Raw genomic sequence first — 22,072 nt, 5'->3', positions numbered from 1 at the left:
GAATTCATTTAAACTTAATATTCCCGGACAGCCTTCCCGGCCACTGAAATAACCGGAATCTTTTAGTATAAGATTATCAATATGTTAAGCGGACCACCATCAGGTAGTAATAGACATAAACTATTGAAACATAGAATTAATTAATTCCCATTATTATCTCCAATATCATAACTTTAGAAACCTGCACAATACCCCGTGCAAGCAAGTGTTTGTTCAATACCATAAACTACTATTACAAATGGAAAAAGAATTAAACGACATCAGTAAATGCCCGTTCCACAATGGCACTTTGAAGCACAACACTGGCGGCGGCGGCACCAGGAACCGCGATTGGTGGCCAAACCAGTTAAAATTGAACATTCTGCGTCAACACGCGCCTGCATCGAATCCCCTGGGAGGAGATTTTAACTATGCAGCAGCGTTCAAAAGTCTGGATCTGGAAGCGGTGAAAAACGACCTTCATGCGCTCATGACCGATTCGCAGGACTGGTGGCCGGCAGACTTTGGACATTATGGCCCCTTATTCATCCGTATGGCCTGGCACAGCGCCGGTACCTATCGCGTGAATGATGGCCGTGGGGGTGCAGGATCAGGACAACAGCGTTTTGCGCCGCTGAACAGCTGGCCCGATAACGTCAGCCTTGACAAGGCGCGCCGCCTGCTCTGGCCGATCAAACAGAAATACGGCCGTAGCCTCTCCTGGGCAGACTTACTGATCCTGACAGGTAACGTAGCACTGGAATCCATGGGCTTTAAAACATTCGGTTTTGCCGGTGGACGTGAAGATAAATGGGAATCTGAAGAGGATGTATACTGGGGTGCTGAAACCACCTGGCTGGGTGGTGATATCCGCTATGCCCACGGCTCCGAAGGGGTACCTAAAGAACATGGCGTAGTGTCTTCCGATGATAATGCGGATGGTGATATCCACTCCCGCGACCTCGAAAGACCACTTGCTGCGGTACAAATGGGATTGATCTATGTAAATCCCGAAGGGCCGGATGGTAATCCTGACCCGATCGCAGCAGCCAAAGATATCCGCGATACCTTTGGTCGTATGGCCATGAACGATGAAGAAACAGTCGCACTGATAGCAGGTGGCCACAGCTTCGGTAAAACCCATGGCGCGGCTCCTTCCAGCCATGTAGGTAAAGAACCGGAAGCAGCCGGCATCGAATCTCAGGGCCTCGGCTGGAACAATAGCTATGGCTCCGGAAAAGGTGCTGATACAATCACCAGCGGACTGGAAGTAATCTGGACAACCACGCCGACCCAATGGAGCAATAACTTCTTCGAAAACCTCTTCGGCTTTGAATGGGAACTCACTAAAAGTCCGGCAGGTGCACACCAGTGGGTAGCCAAAAATGCAGACGATATTATACCGGATGCATACGATAGCGGCAAAAAACATAGACCTACCATGCTCACCACCGATCTATCCCTGAGATTTGATCCGGTGTATGAGAAAATATCCAGACGCTTCCTGGAAGATGCAGACGCTTTTGCAGACGCTTTCGCCCGCGCCTGGTTCAAACTTACCCATCGCGATATGGGTCCGCGTGTCCGTTACCTCGGACCAGATGTACCGGAAGAAGTATTGCTGTGGCAGGACCCGATTCCGGCAGTAGACCATCCGCTGATCGATGAGAATGATATTACCGCCCTCAAGGCAAAAGTCCTGGCATCAGGATTGAGTGTATCCGAACTTGTATCTACCGCCTGGGCGTCCGCTTCCACTTTCCGTGGCTCCGACAAACGCGGTGGTGCAAATGGGGCACGTATCCGCCTCGCGCCACAACGCTACTGGAAGGTGAATAACCCTTCTCAGCTGCAAAAAGTACTGGATGTACTGGAAGGCATTCAAAAAGAATTTAACGGTGGACAAGCAGGTGGTAAGAAAGTATCTATTGCTGACCTGATCGTACTGGCAGGAAGTGCCGGTATAGAGAAAGCAGCTAAAGACGCAGGACAGACCGTTACAGTGCCATTTACACCTGGTCGCGGAGACGCTACACAGGATCAGACAGACGTTGAATCTGTCGGCTTCCTGGAACCAGTGGCTGACGGCTTCCGCAACTACCGTACAAACAAGGTACACGCATCCACCGAAGGCCTGCTGATCGACAAGGCACAACTGCTCACGCTCACAGCGCCTGAATTAACCGCGTTAACAGGTGGCCTCCGTGTGCTGAACACAAACTATAACGGCGCTTCTGAAGGCGTATTCACAAAACGCCCCGGCGTTCTCTCCAACGATTTCTTTGTCAATCTGCTGGATATGAATACCGCCTGGAAAGCCGTATCTGCGGATAAAGAACTCTTCGAAGGTACCGACCGTACCAGTGGAGAAGTAAAATGGACCGCTACCCGTGCCGATCTGGTATTTGGTTCTAATGCCGAACTCAGAGCGATCGCGGAAGTATACGGCGCCGGAGACGGTCAGGAACTGTTCATAAAAGATTTCGTAGCTGCCTGGAACAAAGTCATGAACCTGGACAGATTTGATCTCGCCAGATAGTAAGATTTAACCGTGATAAATAAAACCTCTGAAGTGCCGCACCTGGTACTTTAGAGGTTTTTTCATTTAAATTCAGTTCGTTATATTAATTTCACTTCGTATTATCCTTATCTGCGAATAACATTACAAAATATCACTATCCCGATACTTTATGAGCATCATCCAAACAGGCGAGACGATATCATTAGATAAAGCGATTTCAAAAGGCCACAAAATGGTCAACCTTCCGGCAACGATCATCATGATACTGACAATGGTGATCAGTGTTACATTGGGCATACAAAAGATCATAGCTGGCTGGGGAATTCTGGCTGGCATTTTGTTTTCTTTTGTATTAGGGTGGCTTTATTGGAGCATAATGATAACAAAATGGAGGCTCTGGGCTTTTGAAAATGTTGGCAACGTACATCAGCTGAAGAAAAGGGCCATACAGGAAAAACTGATCTGGCCCGACAACAGCATATTTGAAAAAACAGAGATCCGCTCCGCAGCTGAAAAAGCCAAATGGCAATTACTCCGGCAACGGTTCCACCAAAGGGCATCTAACGATCGTTCTATGCAGCAGGAGGTATTTATTGATGATCTTACTATACCAGCAGAAACCATCATTTACTACTCCAAACTGGCGAATTATCTTGAAATGAGCATTATGTTGCTGGCAGCAGGAGCAGGTATTTATCTGATAGTAATCACAGATAGGCTCTGGCTGGGTAGCGGTCTGACAGCCGCATGTGCATGGTTTGCCTGGAAGGAATATCGTCAGGCAACTAATAAGCTACCACAGATCATCATCAGCAACAAAGGCATACAAACAGCATCAACTTCCTTCTATCCGTGGAAATCCATTGGTAACGAAGAGGCCATCACCAGAACCAGTGGGAACAACTATAATCATTATCTTTCCTACGATCATCCCGGAGGACGTGAATTGTTCAACATAGATGATCTCGATATCACCACCACAGAATTAAATCAGCTGCTTATTTTATACCGTAACCGAAGCAAACAAAGACGTAGTTAATCCTTTATGTCATAGCTTTAGGTCATGCAAGTACTGAATGCTACGCAAAAAGTACCTGTTTACTCCCTGGAACCGGACAAAACAGGTAATAAACACTTCAGGGTCTATCATTATGAAGGTGGTCTGCCGGGTCAGGCCGACCTGCTTGTTCCACACCGGAAAAGTCACTATCTGCTGGTCTTTATCAGAAAGGCAGACAGCCGTCAGTGGATAGATATGACGCCTTATGAAGTGAAGAGTAACACGGTCTATTTTAGCGGTCCTGATAACATGATCGTAAAAGAAGGTTTCGGTGAACTATGGAGCACCGGTATCGCTTTTACACCCGCATTCCTGTCCTCACAGGACAATACTTCGCTGAATGATCTTCCGATCCTCCGGAACCCGTATAACGGTCACGAATTACTACTGACTGCACCCGATATCCTGTTCATAGAAGAGATCATCAGCAAAATACGCCTGGAATATGAACAACCCGGAGAATGGCAGCAACGCATGTTAGCGGCTTATCTGACGGTCTTACTGACCTATCTGAGCCGCTTGTATACAGCACAGTTCAAAGGGAAGGAAAAGTCCGCAGAAAGACAGTTACTAAAACAATTTCAGGAAAAGATCAACACCTGTTTCCAGCAATACCATGAAGTAGCAGATTACGCAGCTATGCTACACATCTCTGCCGGACATTTAAGCGAAGTGATCAAAAACCAGAGTGGCAAACCTGCCATCAAACACATACACGACCGCCTTGTCATGGAAGCCAGAAGACTGCTCTTTCATACCAACAACTCCCTCAAAGATATTGCCTTTGACCTGGGTTTCTCTGATGCCTCCTACTTCAACCGCTTCTTTAAAAGGGAAACCGGGGTAACACCCGCCAGCTTCCGGACAGAAATCCGCAAAATGTACCATTAACTCCGATGGATGTGTTACAGCCGGGAGTCCCCTCCCCTGTAATTTTGTACTGTTAAATCATCAATCATGAAAACAGTACTGGTAACAGGAGCAAACAAAAGCATCGGCTTCGAAACAACAAGACAATTATTACAACAGGGATATTACGTTTATCTGGGTTGCCGCGATCTGGAAAAAGGCAGGCAGGCTGTCAGTCTGCTGCAATCAGAAGGTTTCAGCCAACTGGAAGCACTGGAGATCGATGTAGACAACATTGATTCAATAAAGACTGCCCGTCAGACACTCGGACAAAAGACCAAGGTATTGGATGTATTGGTCAATAATGCCGGTATCCTTGGTAGTATGACAGCACAAACTGCTTTGGAAACAGATATCAGCACCTTCAGACAGGTATTCGAAACAAACTATTTTGGCGTGATCTCCGTAACACAGGCATTCATCGATCTGTTACAGGCTGCGCCTGCGCCCAGGATCGTCAATGTGACTTCAGGTCTGGGCTCACTTACCCTGCAGAATGATCCTGCCTGGAAATACTATCTTGTCAAACCATCCGCGTACGTCTCTTCTAAAGCAGCACTCAATGCCTATACCACCGTACTGGCATATAATCTGCGTGACACCGCATTTAAAGTGAATGCAGTAGACCCCGGCTATACAGCTACCGACTTCAATCATCACAGCGGTCCGGGTACAGTACAGGAAGCTGCCGCCCGTGTGGTAAAAGCTGCTACTCTGGGTGAAGACGGCCCTTCCGGCGTATTCTACAGCGATGACAATAATCCGGAGACCGGCATCAGTGCGTGGTAGGCGATATCCACCTGTTGTCTCAAAAAATAAAGATCGGAGTTATCATAACCCCGATCTTTTCATATTAAACATCACACACTACACTTTACTTCGCTAATACTACCAACGGCTTGCCTTTTTCAACTACATAAGTAGCCAGTTCAGCGCCAGTTTCCTTACCCACATTTCGGGCAGCATGTTTTACGCCCGTAGGTATAAACAATACGTCACCTGCCTTCAGTTTTACCGGTTTCTTACCCTCTACCTCATATTCCAGCGTACCTGACAGCACATAGATGATCTCCTCTCCCGGATGGGTATGCATGCCAAACGCAGCACCCGGATCAAAATCAATACGTGCCTGAATTGTTTCCTTTCCCGGAATATCCAGATCATGTCTTTGCAGTTCTGTACGTTTGGTACCTGGTTGCTGCTTAGGCCCCTGTTTTGCGAAAACAAATGCCCCAAGACTTAATACGGCAATAGCAGTCAGTAAAATTTTCATCTTTTCAGTTTTTAACGTTTAAAAATCCGGATCTCCAGATCAGGCCTTGTTACCTCACTTTTCCCGCTGTACGGAACGGCCATAATGGGTGACCGTTTACCGTTGCGAGGATCTCTCTTGTGTTGATGATGTAAAGGTAACGCCGGAAAGAGTTGCAGGTAAAGGATGAATAAGGCTAAGCGGACAAGATCAGGCGCGAATCAGGCATTTCGGGGCGTAAAAACGGTAGCTTTTAGCAGGTGCCCTTAATTCTTTGTACCTTTCCTCTACTATTTCTGCTGTTCCTCTACCGGATTTTTCCTTTCCTGACCAATATCGTATATAGTGAAAAATCAAACGATGCCTTCCACGACCGATAAAAACCATCCCTACCGGCAACGCTACTTTTACGCCGCCTACTGGGTGATGGTGACGCTTATATTTCTCTATGACCGTACCTATCTGATCCAGAAAGCAGGACTACCCAATTTCTTTATCTGTGCGGTTGTAAGGGTATCGCTACTGATCGGACTGGCCTGGCTGAACATCCACTGGCTGATCCCAAAGTTCTTATTGCATAAAAAGTATGTGACTTACTTCTCACTTGTACTGTTATTATTGCTCAGCTACCTGGTCGTACAAAGTCTTTACGACTTTTATCTGTTCGGATATGTACTCGGTCCCGGCAGAAATGCACGGCTGTCGGCTTCTCTGATCTACAACTTCACTCATACTTCACTTTATCTGTTGCTGACCATCGCCCTGAAATTCAGTATGGACTGGTATGAGCAAAAGAAAATAGTACAGGAGATCCGGCTGGAAAAGCTACAGGCGGAGGTCAACTACCTCCGCTCCCAGATCAATCCTCATTTCCTCTTCAATGCCTTAAATAATCTCTATGCCCTGACATTGAAGAAATCAGATGAAGCGCCTGCTGTAGTACTAAAACTGGCTGAGCTGATGGAATACATGTTATACGAAAGCGAACAGGCAGTCATTCCGCTGGATAAAGAGATCAGTTATCTGAATAACTACCTCGAGCTGGAAAAGATCAGACAGGATAAACATGCGGATATCCGTTTAACGGTAACAGGCGATGTACAGCAATGCTGGCTGCCTCCCTTCCTGATATTTCCCCTGGTAGAAAACGCCTTTAAACATGGTGTCAGTAAAACGGTAGATAATGCCTTTTTGCACATCAATATCCAGGCAGGGGCAACACTTACGATCAATATAGAGAACAATAAAGGCAATATGACGCCTCCCGTACAAAGCGGAGGCATCGGTCTGTTAAACCTGAGAAAGCGGCTGGAACTGCTGTTTCCGGGTAAACATACACTGGAGGTTACTGATCATCCGGATCGCTTTCAGGTACATCTAAAAATCATGCGCTGATGCTTAAATGTGTAATCATCGACGATGAACCACTTGCCCGTGAGATCCTGTCAGGATACATTACGCAACACGGGGCACTTACCCTCGCCGGCAGTTTCAGTAATGCGCTGGAAGGACAGGCATTCCTGCAACACCATGTTGCAGACCTCCTGCTGCTGGATATTGAGATGCCAGCGATCAGCGGCATTGATTTCCTGCGAAGTCTGCCCCAGCCGCCTATTACCGTCTTTACTACCGCTTTCCGGGATTATGCTTTTGAAGGATATGAACTGGGCGTGATTGATTATTTATTAAAACCGATCTCCTACGAACGCTTTAGTAAAGCAGTTGATAAGGTTGCGGAATTTCTCTCCCTCGAAAGGAACAATGCCGACCTGGAAGTTCAACCCGAAATACCGGCTTTTATCTTTGTTAAAAGCGGTGTACAAAAGATCAGATTGTCCTTTGCAGATGTAGTCTATATACAGGGACTGAAAGACTATGCGATCATTCACACAACAGGTGGTAAGATCGTGACCAAAGGCTCCGTCAAGTCGATGCAGGCACTCTTTCCGGAGGCACTTTTCATAAGAGTACATAAATCATTTATCGTAGCGAAAGATAAGATCAAACGGATTGAAAGGAACCGGATCATGATAGCTGATCAGCAGATTCCCATTGGCAGAAATTACAAAGCGGCAATAGACAACCTAATGGATGGCCTTTAAGCCATTGCTCTACTTTTCCGGTAGTTCGTATACTATTTTTCCGGTCCCCTTACTTATAGGCTAGTATTGTAAACAAATACTTAAATCATTGTACCATGAAAAACATAGTATTCAAACAATCAATGCTAAAACTGTTCATGCTTGTTGCATGCTGTCTTACTTTATCGGCCTTTACGGCGCACAGGGGACTGGACAGATACGAGATCTATCTCAACAGTAAACTGATCATGAAACAATATGTCAATGCGCCGCTTAACTTAAGGATGCTGCAACTGGATAAAGCAGACAACGATGACCAGCTGCGTATCATCTACACACATTGTACGGACAAAAGTGTAGGTACCGACCGCGTCATCGCCATACAGGATGAAAAGGGCAACATCCTGAAGAAATGGACATTTGACAATACAACAAAAGCCATGGAAATACCTGTAAAGGAACTATTGCAGGTAGAAAAACAAAACAATAGCAACCGGCTCAGTTTACATTATACGGCACAGGAATTACACGAAGGTGATATGCTACTGGCGTCGGTCCGGTTTAAATAAACTATTTCATACATAACGCCTCCGCTCCTGCGGGGGCGTATTATTATAATCAGGAAGAGCACTGTCTGTCATCAGCTTTTTTGTTCGCGGTCTCCGCTAGGTTTGTACAACCAAGAACAAAAAACACAATTATGAAAAAGTTACTCTTACTGAACGTATTATGTTGCCTTAGTGTATTAGGAATGGCCCAGCAGAAAGGAGAATGGCGTGCCCGTATACGCGCTACAGCTGTCATTCCGGAGGCAGGTGCAGACATTACAACGATTGGCGGTAGTGCAGATATATCCAGTACTGTGATCCCCGAACTTGACTTCACTTATTTCCTTTTCGATCGTGTATCTGCCAACCTCATATTGGGTACAACCAGACATAAAGTAACTGCTACCGGTACCGCACTTGGTGATGTTGATCTGGGCAAAGTATGGTTGTTGCCTCCTACGCTCACCTTCCTGTACCACCAGCCTTTAGGTAAAGGAATATTGCCTTACGCCGGCGCAGGTGTCAATTACACGATCTTTTATGGTAAAAAAACCGGTCCTGCTATAGCGGACATCTCTTACAAGAACAACTTCGGTTTTGCTACGCAATTTGGTGTCGATATAGCTATTACCAAAAAATGGTTTATCAATGTGGATGCTAAAAAGATCTGGCTTAAAACAGAGAATACAGTCACCACTGTACCCGAAGTAGCCGGTGGAGCAACGGTATATGCAGACACGAAAATTAATCCATGGCTGTTGAGTGCAGGTATTGGTTTTAAATTCTAAATCAGGAAAGATCATTTACCCTGCAGCAAGGCAGTCGGCGTGTATCCAAAATGGCTTTTAAAGGCCCTGGAAAAATGTGACAGATTCTCAAACCCTGTTTCATAATATACATCTACCGGTTTCCGCTGTTGCTCCGACAACTGATAATGTGCCAGTTCCAGGCGTTTCCGGGTAAGCCACCGTTGTGGACTTGTCTGAAACGCCTTTTTAAAATCCCGCTTGAACGTCGTAAGACTACGTCCTGTCAGGTGACTGAATTTCTCCAACGGTATATTGAACATATAGTTCTTCTCCATAAAATCGGCCAGGTTCATTTTCCCGGCTTCAGAGAAATCGGATAACACACGATCGATATGGGGGTTGATGCTGCGCAGGATCTCAATGGCTTCCTCCATCTTAATCTGTACCAGCTTTTCGGGCAACTGATTATCCAGTTCGAAATAAGGAAGTATAGAAGCAAAGAAACTATCCAGCAAAGGGTTCTTATCAAAACACAGCATCTCCGGAGAGTGTGGCTGTGCCGGCGGCACCTCCTTCTTCGTGTAATAATCACGCAGATAAGTGGTTGCCAGCCGCATAATCACCGCCTTATATGGCTTTCCATCCTTTTCACCTTTTATCATGGTAGATAGCTGATTCCGGGGAAACAGGAAGGTATCGCCAGGACCAAAAGTATAATGGCGGTCTGCATGTACCATCTTCAACTCACCGGAAATAATACGGACCAGGGCGCTGTCATCCAGCACCATCTCTCCTCTGTACTGCTGCGTCTCACTACACGTCAGTACATTCTCTGCATACCTGTTAACTTGTCTTTCCGCCATAACTACAAATGTAAAATAAAGAAGTCAGATCATTAGCTGACCTGACTTCCATCCAACATACAATCTTATGCGATATTGAATTGTACACCTGTCAGTTCCTCACTCAGTGTCCATAACTGCCGGGCTGCGTCCGCATCCAGTGCATACGGCATCACCCCCTGGATCTTCTCCATATCATCTGCCCAGCTGGCAGCGGGATCGTAATCCGTATCCAGGATGGCGATCTCTGTATTCTCACAGTATACGCCACCGATATCTGCCAACTGAGGACTAACCGCACACCATACCTGGGTCGAAATACCCTGCTCTACGCGTTTATCACCGCTAAATTCGCGGTGTACCGGCTGACCGTTATCATCTACCATTCCCAGTGCTTTCATCGTATCCAGGGAGATATTACGGGCAAGATCCGTACTCAGGATCAGACCAGGATGTAACGAATAAGAACGAACGCCAAACTGCCGGGCACGATTGTCCAGTTCCAGTGCAAAAAGCACATTCGCCGTTTTTGACTGTCCGTATGCTGACATGGCATTATATTCCCTGCGTTCGAAATTCGGGTCTTCAAACACCAGCGGAGAAGCATGATGCCCCCAGGAAGAAGTATTGATCACCCTCGCCCCTCCTGCCTGTTTTAAGGCTGGCCAGAGCTTTGCTGTCAGATGAAAGTGTCCGAGGTGATTGGTAGCAAACTGGCTCTCATATCCTCTTGCATCGCGTGCTAATGGCACCCACATAATACCGGCGTTATTGAAGAGCAGGTGTAATGGTCTGCCGGATGCCAGAAACTTCGCCGCAAAGGCCTCTATAGATGCAGGAACGGTAAGTTCCATCGCTTCCAGTTCTACATTAGGTACGCCTGCCAGGTTTTTCTTCGCTTTTTCTATGTCCCTTGCTGCCACTATAACCGTTGCGCCTGCCGCTGCCAGTGTCTTTGTTGTTTCCAGTCCCAGTCCGGAATGCCCGCCGGTAACAATAACGATCTTTCCTGTAAGATCAACTCCCTGCATCACATCCGCAGCTGTTGAGTGTCTATCAAATCCTGAACCTATCGGTTGCTGCAATTGACCCTGATAATTACCTTGTTTCATTTTCAAGTTTTTTGTTAGGTCAAATGTCGATAGTGTGGCGGCAAGTCACTTTACTCAAAAGGCCGATTTTACTTGACCGAGCAGGCCAGAAAACAGTTAAAAATTAAGAATTAAAAATTAAGAATTGGTTAGCCCCTATACTTTTATAGGTACCCACATATATAAAATATGTTGCGTTTTTGAGAGGATCTCTATGAGCAGAAGTAATTCTTAATTTTTAATTCTTAATTTCTAAATCAGCTGCCTATTATAATTCCCCCTATATTCCTTCGGCGTACAGCCTTTATGTCTTTTGAATAGTTTATTAAAATTGGCCATATTATTAAACCCACAGTGATAAGCTATTTCTGCAATGGTCAGCTGCGTGGTGACCAGCATTCTGGCCACATGTCCCAATCGCAGTTCCACCAGATTTTCCGTAAAGGTCAATCCGGTCTGTGCCTTCATAAAACGGCTGAAGGAGGCTTCAGACATATGCACCACTTTCGCTATCGCCGTCAGCGCAATAGGATTCCCGTAATGACGGTTCATGTATTCAAATGCCTGCTCCAGCTGCCGGCTCTCCGGCGTGATCTCCTCCCGGCTGAAAGACACACTGGAAAGCAAGGTACTATCTCTGGCCATAGACAATTCATGTAACAGGGATAATAAGCCGATAAATGAGTCAAAACCGCTCGTTTTCTCCAGGGCGATCAACCGCTCATACACCCGTTCCGCCACATCGGGCGTGAATAAGATCCCCCTGCCGGCATTATCCAGCAGCCGCCTGATGGCATGCAACAACTCCGTATTGAGAAAACCCGCCGTAAACAGCTCTTTCCTGAATTGCAGGGTTACTTCCAGAATATCTTCCTCCCGGTCATCCAGGGTAAACCAGCCATGCGGCAGATTCGGTCCTACCAATACCAGTTCGGCATGCCCGATATGCCCGATATGGTCCCCAATGATCCTTTGAATGCCCGCCCCTCCCAGTACGAGGTTTAGCTCCAGTTCTTCATGGGTATGCAAAGGGAAAGCAAACTGTCTCTTGTGACGGAAAAAGATAGAGCAACAATCATGTACCCCTAATGATGTGATTTCGCGCAGTACCTTCTTCTGCAAAATAGTATCGTTCAACATGGAATTCTGATTTACACCGAACAAGCGTTCATGCTGCTCAATATTATTCTTACTGCCGGATTCGCTGTTGAAACAGGGTCCATCGTACTTGAAAAATAGTACATTCAAATACTAATCATCTAATAATCAACAACTTTAGTATTTGCCGAAAAAATATACCCCCTAAGACAAAACGCGTGAATATATTTGAGTATATCTGAATACCAGGTATATTTCATTCAACCAGATCAATTCCACGGGAAAGTACAATGCGAATAAGTGAGTGTAAGCCGGCTTTTTTGCGGATCAGCATCCTGATACTCCTGATAATAAGCGGAGCGTCGACAGACGCCTCCGGACAATCAGCAAACTATAACATCTACAGCATCTCCACGGATAACGGACTGCCTACCAATGATTACCAGAAGATCTATTATGATTCCAATGGTTTTGTCTGGCTGGCATCCTTTGATGGTCTCTTCCGTTGGGATGGATACTCCATCACCAAATACCTGCACAAAGAAAACGACTCCCTGAGCCTGAACAACAATATTGTCTATGCCATCTTCGAAGATAGTCAGCGGAGGTTATGGGTCGGTACCATCGATGGACTAAACTGCTACGATCCCGCCCGGAATGTTTTCCGCCGGATACCCCTGAACGAAGCACATGATAAGATCCCGGTCAACGCCATTCTGGAAGATGATGACCACCAGCTCTGGCTGGGTACTTCCAATGGCCTCTGCCGCCTGGATCCGGAGCAACAAAAAGCGGAATGGTACCTGGGACATGGCGATGAGAACATTATTTTCTGTCTGGCACAGGGACCTAACCACACCCTATGGGCAGGTACCTTCAATAAGGGGATTGTCCGCTTCAATACCCGCACCCGTCAGTTCAACTACCTCCGTAACAGCGCCGGTAATACGGCCATATTGCCCAGCAACAAGATCCAGTCCCTCCTGATAGACAAACAGCAACGGGTATGGGTGGGAACGGAAGACAGAGGGATTGCCGTACTGGATATCCAGGGCAATCGAAAAGCAGGTTTCGACAAAATAACCGGACATATGCTCTCCTCACATAGCAATATCCGTTGCCTGTATGAAGACAAGGCAGGAACCGTCTGGATCGGTATTGGCCGTGAACCGCTTTGTTTTGTCCGGAAAAATGAGCTGACACCTGCCACCATCAGCCAGCTTTCCCAGAACGGTCATTTGCCCCTCACCTCCATTACGTCTATCACGGAAGATGATTTCGGCAATACATGGTTTGCCTCTGCCGGGAACGGCATATTTACTACGAATAAAAACAAAAACCATTTTACGAACCTGCTGGGAAGTACCAATGCCTTACCTGGACTTGCCACCACGGTCATCAGCGCAGTGCACGAAAGCAGGGATGGAAACATATGGATAGGCACCGCCGGCAATGGTCTGATACGTTACGGACAGGATAACGGAGGTAACTTACAAAAGACACCGCTTTCCGGTGAACTGGCCATCAATGATATACAGGAAGACAAACAGGGAGATCTGTGGATCGCCACCTGGGCCGACGGACTTATCCGCTATACGCCTGGTAACGGCCGTATCCAACGTTATACGCATGATCCTGCCGATTCTAACTCCCTGGTCAATAATGATGTGAAAGCACTCCTGACCGATGATAGCCTGCTTTGGATAGGCACGCATGGTGAAGGCCTCGCCGTCTGCAACCTTGCTAAAGGCACTTTCACCAATTACAGGAACAACCGGACGTACCCCTTCAATATGCAGTTGCCCGCCTGGGTCAATCACCTCTATAAAGACAGTCATAACAGGATCTGGATCAGTACCTATAGCGGACTGTTTCTCTGGGACAGGAAGCGATTCACCCAATTCAGTCATAGCACCGATACCAGTAGTATCAACAGTAACTCGGTGAACATGGTCACGTCTGACAGTAAAGGCAATATATGGGTAGTCACAGAACAGGGCCTGGATCAGTTTCAGGAAAAAACACAGACTTTCCTTCACCTGAACCGGCAATATGAACTACCCGCATCCATGAAATCCGTCGTTTGCGATCTGCAGGATAACCTCTGGCTGGGAACCAACGAAGGATTGATCTTCCTGCAACCTGCTACCCGGAAACTACATCAGTATGATAAGAATGACGGTCTGCCGGAGAAAACCTTTTTCCAGAAAGCGGCTACCCGCTCCAGTAACGGATGGCTGTACTTTGGTGGCCCGAAAGGACTCAGCCGCTTCAATCCGGCTACGATCACAGCCCTGGACTTACCCACCCGTTTTTATTTCAGTCACCTGTACATCTTCGGGGAAGAACAACAGCCGGGGAAAACCAATAGTGTGCTGAACAGGAACCTCTACCTGACAGACACGATCACCCTTACCCAGAAACAATCATTCTTTACCATTGAATTTGCGGCGATCAATCTTTACGCACCGCAAAAGATAAGGTATAGCTATAAACTCGTTAATCAGTTCTCAGACTGGATCAACGTCACAGATGAACGTAAGATCTCCTTTGCGCATCTCCCTCCCGGCGTATATGAGCTACAGGTGCGTTACACCGATATATACGGCAACTGGCTGCCGCCCGCCAAAGCGCTTACCATCAGGATACTTCCCTACTGGTGGCAAACCTGGTGGTTCAGAGGAGTGGCATTGCTGGCGTTAGCGCTGGGTGTGACAGGTATATTCTACTGGCGCGTGGCCCGCGTAAAAAGAAGGAACCGTCAGCTGAAAGCAGAAGTAAGAAGACAAACCGCCCGTTTACAGGAGTCTAATGCCTCACTGGTAGAACAGCATGATAAAATTGCCTTACAGAAAGAAAAACTGGAAATATCCTATGCGGAAATCGTGCGGCAGACTGACAAGATCCTCGAGCAACAGCAACAGATCTCCAGCCAGAATAAAGAACTGGAACTGGCAGTTACCCAACTGGAGAAACTGAATACTTCCAAAGACTACTTCTTCTCCATCCTGGCACACGATCTGAAAAACCCGGTAGCCGCACTGAAAGAACTTTCCGGTTACCTGTATGGCCACATGCCGGAAATGGAAGCGGGTACTTTACGGCAGTACCTGAAAAACATGCACAGTTCCTCGATCCATGTATTCGAGTTACTGGTAAACCTGCTAAGCTGGTCTATGTCACAATCCCGGCACATGCAACTGCAACCTGCCTCCTGTGATGTGACAACGATGACTGCGAATATTGCTGCATTGCTTGAACCGGACCTTCATAGAAAGAATATCACCCTGCAAAATGAAGTAGCCGACTGTTGGATCTATGCCGATCCACAGATGCTGGAAGTGATCATCAGAAACCTCTTATCCAACAGTATCAAGTTCACTGACTATGGCGGACACATTAAGATCAGCGCTTCTGAAAAAGATCAGCAGATCATATTAAGCGTCGCTGATGATGGTATCGGCATGTCTGCCCAAACCATGGAACACCTCTTTGATATCGATAAACAGGAAGTCAGCAGAGGGACCGCCGGAGAGAAAGGCACCGGACTCGGACTGGTGATCGTCAGAGATTTCCTGCATGCGAATAAGGGTTGTATTACCGTCGATAGCCAGGAAGGAAAAGGAAGCGTATTCTCTATCACTTTACCTGTAGCCATACCAGCTATTATAGACCCAACACAGCAACCTGCACACACTAAACCCGAAACGGGTATCTGGCAGGATTTACCTGCGGAGAAATTCATGCAGCTCAGAGGCAGAAAACTCCTGTTAGTAGAAGACAATAAAGAGATGCGCGAATATCTTCGCCTGATCCTCTCCGATATCTTCGAAATATTTGAAGCGGAAGACGGTCATAGCGGTTATGCCCTGGCAAGAGAGATCATGCCCGCTCTGATCATTGCAGATCTGCTGATGCCTGGCATCAACGGCATTGAGTTCTGCAAACAGGTAAAAGCAGACGGCGCCACCAGTCATATTCCTGTAGTTATATTGACCAGTCAGGAAAGCAGCACCATGCAGGCGGCTGGCTATGAAGCGGGCATAGAAGCCTATTTGTCCAAACCAGTCAGTCCTGAATTGCTGTCACAGGTATTACTGAACATCTTAAACAAACAGGATACTACCTATCAGCGACTCCGGGAACAGATCTTCAGTGATATGCCTTTAACGGCTGAACTACAACAACTCTCCGCTACGGACCAGGAGTTTCTGAAACAACTGATTCAATTCATCGATACAGAACTGGGTAACCAGGAACTGGATGCCACTGTGATTGCTAAAAAACTGTACGTCAGCAGAACCTTGCTGTATAATAAAGTCAAAACATTGACCGGACAAACCGTCCATGAATTCATTAAAGCAATCAGACTGCGTAAAAGCGTACAGTTATTGCTGGAAGGAGACCTCAGCATCAGTCAGATCGCCTTTGAAGTAGGCTTTAACAGCCATTCTTATTTCAATAAATGCTTCATCAAACAATATGGCATGGGGCCCAAAGAATACCTGACCCGTAAAAAAGCAGGCGTCAGATAGGTTAAACATCATAAATAGCCAATCCAGCATTAATCCCAGGTTTGCACTGCCGCTACCTTTGGTAGCATGAAAAACTATGTAAAAGCCATTCCATGTTATGCACTGCTGATGGCTGCTTTCACTGTGTATGGAAACGATTCGACGAAACTACAGCGCATTACACCACCTGCGTCTTCCCTGAACCTGTATGAAAAGGCAGAGTGGAATATTGATCTTACTGCGAATTATTCAAATCCCTATGACCAGCGTGAAATAAAACTCGACATGTGTCTGGTATCTCCCTCCGGGAAGCCACTCCTGCTACCGGCCTATTTTGACCAGGAAAATCATCACTGGAAATCACGTTTCGCGCCGCAGGAAGCAGGACAGTATCAGTATTACTTTGAACTGATCGCCGGAAAAGATACCGTGCTTAGTACACCGGCAGCATTCACTGTTAATAAAAGCTCCCGCAAGGGCTTTCTGCATAAAAATGACCTGTGGACATTCCGTTTTGACAATGGAGAATTGTTCCGCGGTGTAGGTGAAAACGTTGCCTGGGAATCCCGCTCATTTGAAGATGATAAATGGACCTACGACTACCTGTTGCCTTCGCTGGCAAACAATGGCGCCAACTTCTTCCGCACCTGGATGTGTTACTGGAATCTGCCACTTGAATGGAAACAGCCGCGTAGTACCAAGAGATACCAGCCTTCAATGGAATACTTCCATCCCGGCGCCATCCGGCGGATGGATCAACTGGTAGACATGTGCGATTCACTGGGACTTTATTTCATGCTGACGCTCGACTGGCACGGTCACCTGATGGAACATGGCGGATGGAAACACAGCAGTTATAATAAAGTGAATGGCGGTCCGGCGGAGAACCCTACCGCCTTCTTCACCAGTCAGCAGGCACAGGAAAAATATAAGAACAAACTCCGTTACATCATCGCCCGCTGGGGGTATAGCACAAGCATTGCCGTGTGGGAGTTCTTTAATGAAGTAGACAATGCCGCCTTCACACAACAGGATAGTATCCTGATTCCACTGCCTGTAATCGCGCAATGGCACCTGGAAATGAGCCGTTATCTGAAGGATATCGACCCTTACCATCATCTTGTCAGCACCAGCATCTCACACAGGGATATTATCGGAATGAATGCGATTCCTTATATCGACTTCAACCAAAAACATATCTACAAACACACCGAAAAGATACCGGGCATCTATCCCGATTACATCCAGACATTCGGCAAACCATATGTAGTAGGAGAATTTGGCTACCGCTGGGAAGACCAGGACCCAAAGTATGCGACGGAAGCCAATTACGATTATCGCCGTGGCCTGTGGTACGGCATGTTCAGTCCGACGCCGGTCCTGCCCATGTCCTGGTGGTGGGAACTGTTTGATGACCAGCACATGACACCCTATCTGCAAAGCGTAAGCACCGTCAATAAAATGATGTTACAGACTGGTAAAGGGCAATTCGAACAGTTACCTGTACAATCTGCTTTGTTGGAATCCTACGCCGTAAAATGCGGCAATACGGTCTTCATCTACGCACTGAATAATACAACAAACCAGCAATCTGTCGATATACGCGTAAACATTCCATCCGGTTATACCCTGCAATGTTTTCATCCCTTAAAAAACACCTGGAATACAAGTACCTATAAACGTACTGCTGACGGAACCATCCAGATCAGCAATACCGTGTTGCCCGCAAAAGAAGAGCTCATACTGGTATTTAAACCCTGACACACATCTGAACGCCCTGATCCACCCTAATAATTGATCATTCCACTAAAAAAGTAAATGTTATGAAACACGTTTCAATTGTACTCCTTGCACTCTCTTTATGTGCGACTATCAGCTGCAGAAAAGATGTTGCCGCTGATGGTGGTAAAGACAAAACAGTTCCCCGTGCCGCATTACCACAAAACGCCTTCAACCTGTGGGGTACCTGTAATGGACACCCTTATCTGATCTCAGGCTCGAATGGTATTTGTGTACCTGTAGGTAACTGTAGTACTGATATTAATGCTGCACAGCAAAACGGCGGACAAAACGCTACCGGTCTTCAGTTCTATGGTTGCTTTAAAGGTGGCAGCAGTGCCAATAGCAGCGCCAGCGAACAGGCAGTTTTCGTATGTGATAATGTAACCCAATGGAACGGTAATGAGATGGGATTTGTAAAGACACTGAACGATAATGTACTGAAAGGCTATCTCCAGGGTGGCGGTCAGTATATCTACCAGACCATCTCCGTAAATGATAATGGTTATCATACTTTCAAGTGCCAGGCAAAGAGCAACAATACACACCAGGTTGATTTCTATGTAGACGGCACCTATAAGTTCACACTGACTAACAACAGTGGCAACTACTATAACAACTGGTATTACTTCGTAGGTACCAATCACTGGTATGGAGGGAACAACCCGACAGGTCAGCAGATTGAAATGTACAACATGACCACATTCTAAACACTATTTATTCCCGGGGCGTTGAGGGATGTATCTTCGGATACGTCCCTTTTTATTTTAAAAGGTTAAAAGGAACGCCTATACACAGACTCCATGCATTGCTTTTCACACTGTTCAGCCGGGTCACCGCCAGACCTCCATTACGTAAATACAATTGCTCAGCACCATGTCCAGTAATACGATATGCATACGCTAGTTCTACGCATAGCGGGCTATTACCGTAAAGCCTTTTCTCCATCGCAACTGCAGGCTGCAAAGCATATCCTTTTGCTACATGCAGAAAACTCAGCGGATGCTGAAAGCTGGGAATAAGGTTCCAGTCTGCTTCCCCACGGTACCATAACTGACTATAAGCCAGGGCTGTCCTTAACGAAGTATTGGCTGATAGCCGCCATTGTAAGGCCGTATTGATCAATATACCCCGCCACCTGCTGGAATAGGTAGAACGGAGATCCTGCGGCGTAAAGGCATCTGCGGGTAACAGGTAATTCAGCTGACGCTGTTCTGTATAACCTGCCTGTATCTTCCAGCTGAGCCATCCGGAGGCATACAGTTCAAAACCTACTGTAGTGTTCAACTCCTGTACACGACCTCTATCCGCACGGAACTTACCTGCATAAGTTGGATATTGCCTATCATCTTCCTGATAGTCATTATCAGTGGCATGTCCGCTGATATAACCCGCCCTGCTAAAAGACAAGGTGGTAAACCAACGGCGTAATGGGAGGTATGTCAGACTCCCTTTCATACCTACGCCTGATTGCGCATACCATTGTAGCTCTGACATAATATTGGGAGCTGTCCCCTGGCTATTCCCCGCGACAGACCAGGTCAGGCTGTTACGAACCCCTGTTGCAGCAATATTGACGCGTAGTGCTGGCTTAAAAGGAGCAGCCTGTTGTGCGGCTACAGATGTAAAACATCCACAGTATGCACAACAGGCTACCAGTAATTTTCCCAGCCGGTGTCTTATTTCCATCCAGGCATTTTTTCCAGGGTAATGACGTTATCGGCGTTATATAATTGCTGCAGGTCGGCACTACTATTCTTCTCATAGGTCAGTTCAGACCAGCTCATAAAAAATATCCAGCTGCTCTGATTCCTGAGCTCAGCAACGGTAGGCAGTTTGTCACACTCCCCGATGGCAATCGGTTTTCCTTTTGCAGCCCGCAGCATGATCTCGTATTTGGACTGGGTATATCCGGAACCATCATATACATCCAGGGCAGCGATATCATAGTAGTCCTCCCCCGGATGATAACTGACTGCATCTCCTGCCAGCGAACCAAAATCCTGTATATCCCACACCCAGATAAGATTGTTCAGGCCCTTTACTTTGGACATATAATCATGCAGCATGCGGTATAGCTTAATCGTTCCATCCGCACCCGGACGACCACCCCACCAGAACTTACCCTGGTTCATTTCATGCATAGGACGCCAGAGTACTTCCACCCCTTTATCCTGCAATTGTTTCAGGTAAATACAAATCTCATCTACTCTCGACTTCCACTTCAGATTAAGTGTCGTCCCGTCTGTACATAACTCCTTCCACTGTGCATCACTCAGTTTGCTCAATACACCTTTACCATCATCCCATGCGCAGGGTTCTTCATTTGCCGGATTACAGGCATGCCACATCAGATTGATGACCGCTCCTTTCTCCCATTGTCTCACGGCTTCATCGATCATCTTTTGCCTGTTGTCGATATTGTCCTGCTGGAAGAGGAAATCGCCGCTCCATAGTGCCGGATAATGGCCGGTCGTCGTAAAGATCTCATTGGTCCATTTCGCCGGCGTACTGTTCGGTTCGCGGTTATGGATACCAGCCAATGTCTTCTTTCCAGCCAGGCTATACAGGTATTTTACCGTACGGAAATTACTTTGTACAGTATCTTCTTCCGTACCCGTAGTGGCTTTTTCATTCGCATTCTTTGAACAGGCGCCAAAGGCCATCCATATAGAAAGTATAATAATGTGCAGACTCATAGTTTTCATATCTGTGGCAGTTACTGGTTCTTTTTAAGATCTATCCAGAATCGACGTGGACGTTTCACAAATTTGTCAAGATCGGAATAGATATTTCCCCAGTCATCGGTGCCGCTAAGTGTAAAATCAAGGGAGTTATCTGTAATCGTTTTATTCAGGCCGTTGCCCAGATCAATGCTCGTTGCGCCCAGGAATGCGCCGCTGGTCCTTTTGCCTTCTTTGCTGATAAAGGTAACGGTATTGTTCACATAATCCCTTTCCCAGGTGCTTTCTCCGGTTGGCACCAACCGGTATACATTATTCAGGTCCATCGCGGGATTATTATACAGAAAACTCGCATAAGCACCGTCTGGTCCGGCGTTGTTGGTCACCTTACCGGTCGTTTTCCCATCCGCGGTCACCCCGCCGAATTCAAACGTGATCGTGTTATCCAGTTCTTTGTCAGGCGTATTGGCGCCGGTCCAGACCCAGGGTTTATCTTTCAGGTTGATCACACCGCCACCACCATATTCCGGTCCGGTACCGCCATAGAGTACCAAAGCTTGTATGGAGTAAGTACCCAGCAGTGTTTCTGTAAATGGAATGATCTCCACTGTCCATTCACGTGTACTGCCCGATTCTGAAGTGACGGTGAATGTCGCCTCGTTGTTATTGGCCGTAAAGTTGACAGGTACCCCATTCGCAGGAGAGATCGCTGCTTTGTAGGAAGTCTGGATCTGTGCGACTACTTTACTCAGATCAGTCCCCGCCTGCACCAGTACTTTGACCGTTGCCTTTGCATCTGTTCTGTTGATGGCGGCCGGGCCGATCTGCACGAGACCTCCACCCAGGGTAATTGCTTCAATAGATCGCTCGTTACTGCTGACGCCATCAAAAGGATCTTTGGTACAGGCGCTACAGCAGAGGATCAGTAGCAGAGATATATAAAGAGACAGTTGTTTCATAACGAT

18 protein-coding genes are annotated in these 22,072 nt (G+C 46.8%); 11 read left to right on the top strand and 7 right to left on the bottom strand.

All coding sequences use genetic code 11. The features are described 5' to 3' along the window. Positions 1 to 238 precede the first annotated feature (238 nt). The 4 genes from katG (at position 239) to BMZ72_RS34065 (ending at position 5,258) form a co-directional block, all read left to right on the top strand. Positions 239 to 2,518: a catalase/peroxidase HPI gene (gene katG, locus BMZ72_RS34080; protein WP_089815618.1), complete on the top strand. Its 2,280-nt coding sequence runs from the start codon at positions 239 to 241 to the stop codon at positions 2,516 to 2,518. Between the two features lie 151 nt (positions 2,519 to 2,669). Beyond that, entirely contained in the window at positions 2,670 to 3,539 is an 870-nt protein-coding gene (locus tag BMZ72_RS34075; RefSeq protein WP_089815616.1) for a hypothetical protein, read from the top strand. Positions 3,540 to 3,563: 24 nt separating this feature from the next. Then, entirely contained in the window at positions 3,564 to 4,451 is an 888-nt protein-coding gene (locus BMZ72_RS34070) for a helix-turn-helix domain-containing protein (RefSeq protein ID WP_089815614.1), read from the top strand. A 66-nt stretch (positions 4,452 to 4,517) separates the two neighbouring features. Then, positions 4,518 to 5,258, top strand: coding sequence for an SDR family oxidoreductase (locus BMZ72_RS34065; protein WP_089815612.1), 741 nt, complete (start codon positions 4,518 to 4,520; stop codon positions 5,256 to 5,258). A gap of 85 nt (positions 5,259 to 5,343) precedes the next feature. Here the strand turns inward: BMZ72_RS34065 and BMZ72_RS34060 are convergent, their stop codons facing one another. Next, positions 5,344 to 5,742 (bottom strand): cupin domain-containing protein, encoded by a 399-nt coding sequence (locus BMZ72_RS34060; protein ID WP_089815610.1) that lies wholly within the window; start codon positions 5,740 to 5,742, stop codon positions 5,344 to 5,346. A gap of 324 nt (positions 5,743 to 6,066) precedes the next feature. Here BMZ72_RS34060 and BMZ72_RS34055 point away from each other — a divergent pair, with 324 nt between their 5' ends. From BMZ72_RS34055 to BMZ72_RS34040, 4 genes are all read left to right on the top strand, one after another. Next, positions 6,067 to 7,116, top strand: coding sequence for a sensor histidine kinase (locus tag BMZ72_RS34055; RefSeq protein ID WP_255373364.1), 1,050 nt, complete (start codon positions 6,067 to 6,069; stop codon positions 7,114 to 7,116). Further along, positions 7,116 to 7,823, top strand: coding sequence for a LytR/AlgR family response regulator transcription factor (locus BMZ72_RS34050; RefSeq protein ID WP_089815605.1), 708 nt, complete (start codon positions 7,116 to 7,118; stop codon positions 7,821 to 7,823). The genes BMZ72_RS34055 and BMZ72_RS34050 overlap by 1 nt, the downstream gene beginning before the upstream one ends. Positions 7,824 to 7,918: 95 nt before the next feature. Then, a complete protein-coding gene (locus BMZ72_RS34045) occupies positions 7,919 to 8,371 on the top strand; it encodes a hypothetical protein (protein ID WP_089815603.1) in 453 nt (150 codons plus the stop codon). A gap of 131 nt (positions 8,372 to 8,502) precedes the next feature. Then, complete coding sequence (locus tag BMZ72_RS34040) at positions 8,503 to 9,138, top strand: OmpW/AlkL family protein (protein WP_089815601.1); 636 nt, start codon at positions 8,503 to 8,505, stop codon at positions 9,136 to 9,138. 11 nt (positions 9,139 to 9,149) lie between these two features. Here the strand turns inward: BMZ72_RS34040 and BMZ72_RS34035 are convergent, their stop codons facing one another. From BMZ72_RS34035 to BMZ72_RS34025, 3 genes are all read right to left on the bottom strand, one after another. Then, the gene (locus tag BMZ72_RS34035) at positions 9,150 to 9,962 is read right to left on the bottom strand and encodes an AraC family transcriptional regulator (protein WP_089815599.1); all 813 of its coding nucleotides are present in this window, start codon (positions 9,960 to 9,962) and stop codon (positions 9,150 to 9,152) included. A gap of 65 nt (positions 9,963 to 10,027) precedes the next feature. Next, the gene (locus BMZ72_RS34030; RefSeq protein ID WP_089815596.1) at positions 10,028 to 11,053 is read right to left on the bottom strand and encodes an SDR family NAD(P)-dependent oxidoreductase; all 1,026 of its coding nucleotides are present in this window, start codon (positions 11,051 to 11,053) and stop codon (positions 10,028 to 10,030) included. A 231-nt stretch (positions 11,054 to 11,284) separates the two neighbouring features. Continuing rightward, positions 11,285 to 12,172 carry an AraC family transcriptional regulator gene (locus BMZ72_RS34025; RefSeq protein WP_089815679.1) on the bottom strand — a complete coding sequence of 296 codons (888 nt, stop codon included), beginning with the start codon at positions 12,170 to 12,172 and terminating at the stop codon, positions 11,285 to 11,287. Positions 12,173 to 12,450: 278 nt separating this feature from the next. Between BMZ72_RS34025 and BMZ72_RS34020 the strand changes: the two genes are divergently transcribed. From BMZ72_RS34020 to BMZ72_RS34010, 3 genes are all read left to right on the top strand, one after another. Then, positions 12,451 to 16,665: a hybrid sensor histidine kinase/response regulator transcription factor gene (locus BMZ72_RS34020; RefSeq protein WP_177223017.1), complete on the top strand. Its 4,215-nt coding sequence runs from the start codon at positions 12,451 to 12,453 to the stop codon at positions 16,663 to 16,665. A gap of 66 nt (positions 16,666 to 16,731) precedes the next feature. Continuing rightward, the gene (locus BMZ72_RS34015; RefSeq protein WP_089815592.1) at positions 16,732 to 18,405 is read left to right on the top strand and encodes a DUF5060 domain-containing protein; all 1,674 of its coding nucleotides are present in this window, start codon (positions 16,732 to 16,734) and stop codon (positions 18,403 to 18,405) included. A gap of 62 nt (positions 18,406 to 18,467) precedes the next feature. Beyond that, a complete protein-coding gene (locus BMZ72_RS34010; protein WP_089815590.1) occupies positions 18,468 to 19,133 on the top strand; it encodes a hypothetical protein in 666 nt (221 codons plus the stop codon). A 52-nt stretch (positions 19,134 to 19,185) separates the two neighbouring features. Here the strand turns inward: BMZ72_RS34010 and BMZ72_RS34005 are convergent, their stop codons facing one another. From BMZ72_RS34005 to BMZ72_RS33995, 3 genes are read right to left on the bottom strand one after another with little or no spacing between them, the layout of a single operon-like run. Continuing rightward, positions 19,186 to 20,112: a hypothetical protein gene (locus tag BMZ72_RS34005; RefSeq protein ID WP_089815589.1), complete on the bottom strand. Its 927-nt coding sequence runs from the start codon at positions 20,110 to 20,112 to the stop codon at positions 19,186 to 19,188. Then, positions 20,103 to 21,131: a glycoside hydrolase family 26 protein gene (locus BMZ72_RS34000; RefSeq protein WP_089815587.1), complete on the bottom strand. Its 1,029-nt coding sequence runs from the start codon at positions 21,129 to 21,131 to the stop codon at positions 20,103 to 20,105. Before BMZ72_RS34000 ends, BMZ72_RS34005 begins: the two co-directional genes overlap by 10 nt. Before the next feature lie 11 nt (positions 21,132 to 21,142). Next, positions 21,143 to 22,066 (bottom strand): hypothetical protein, encoded by a 924-nt coding sequence (locus tag BMZ72_RS33995; protein WP_089815586.1) that lies wholly within the window; start codon positions 22,064 to 22,066, stop codon positions 21,143 to 21,145. Between the last annotated feature and the right edge of the window lie 6 nt (positions 22,067 to 22,072).

It is taken from the genome of Chitinophaga sp. YR627 (assembly GCF_900114995.1).
Taxonomy (GTDB): domain Bacteria; phylum Bacteroidota; class Bacteroidia; order Chitinophagales; family Chitinophagaceae; genus Chitinophaga.
The sequence above is the reverse complement of the archived record's forward strand: the minus strand, read 5'-3'. Positions and strand labels throughout refer to the sequence as shown.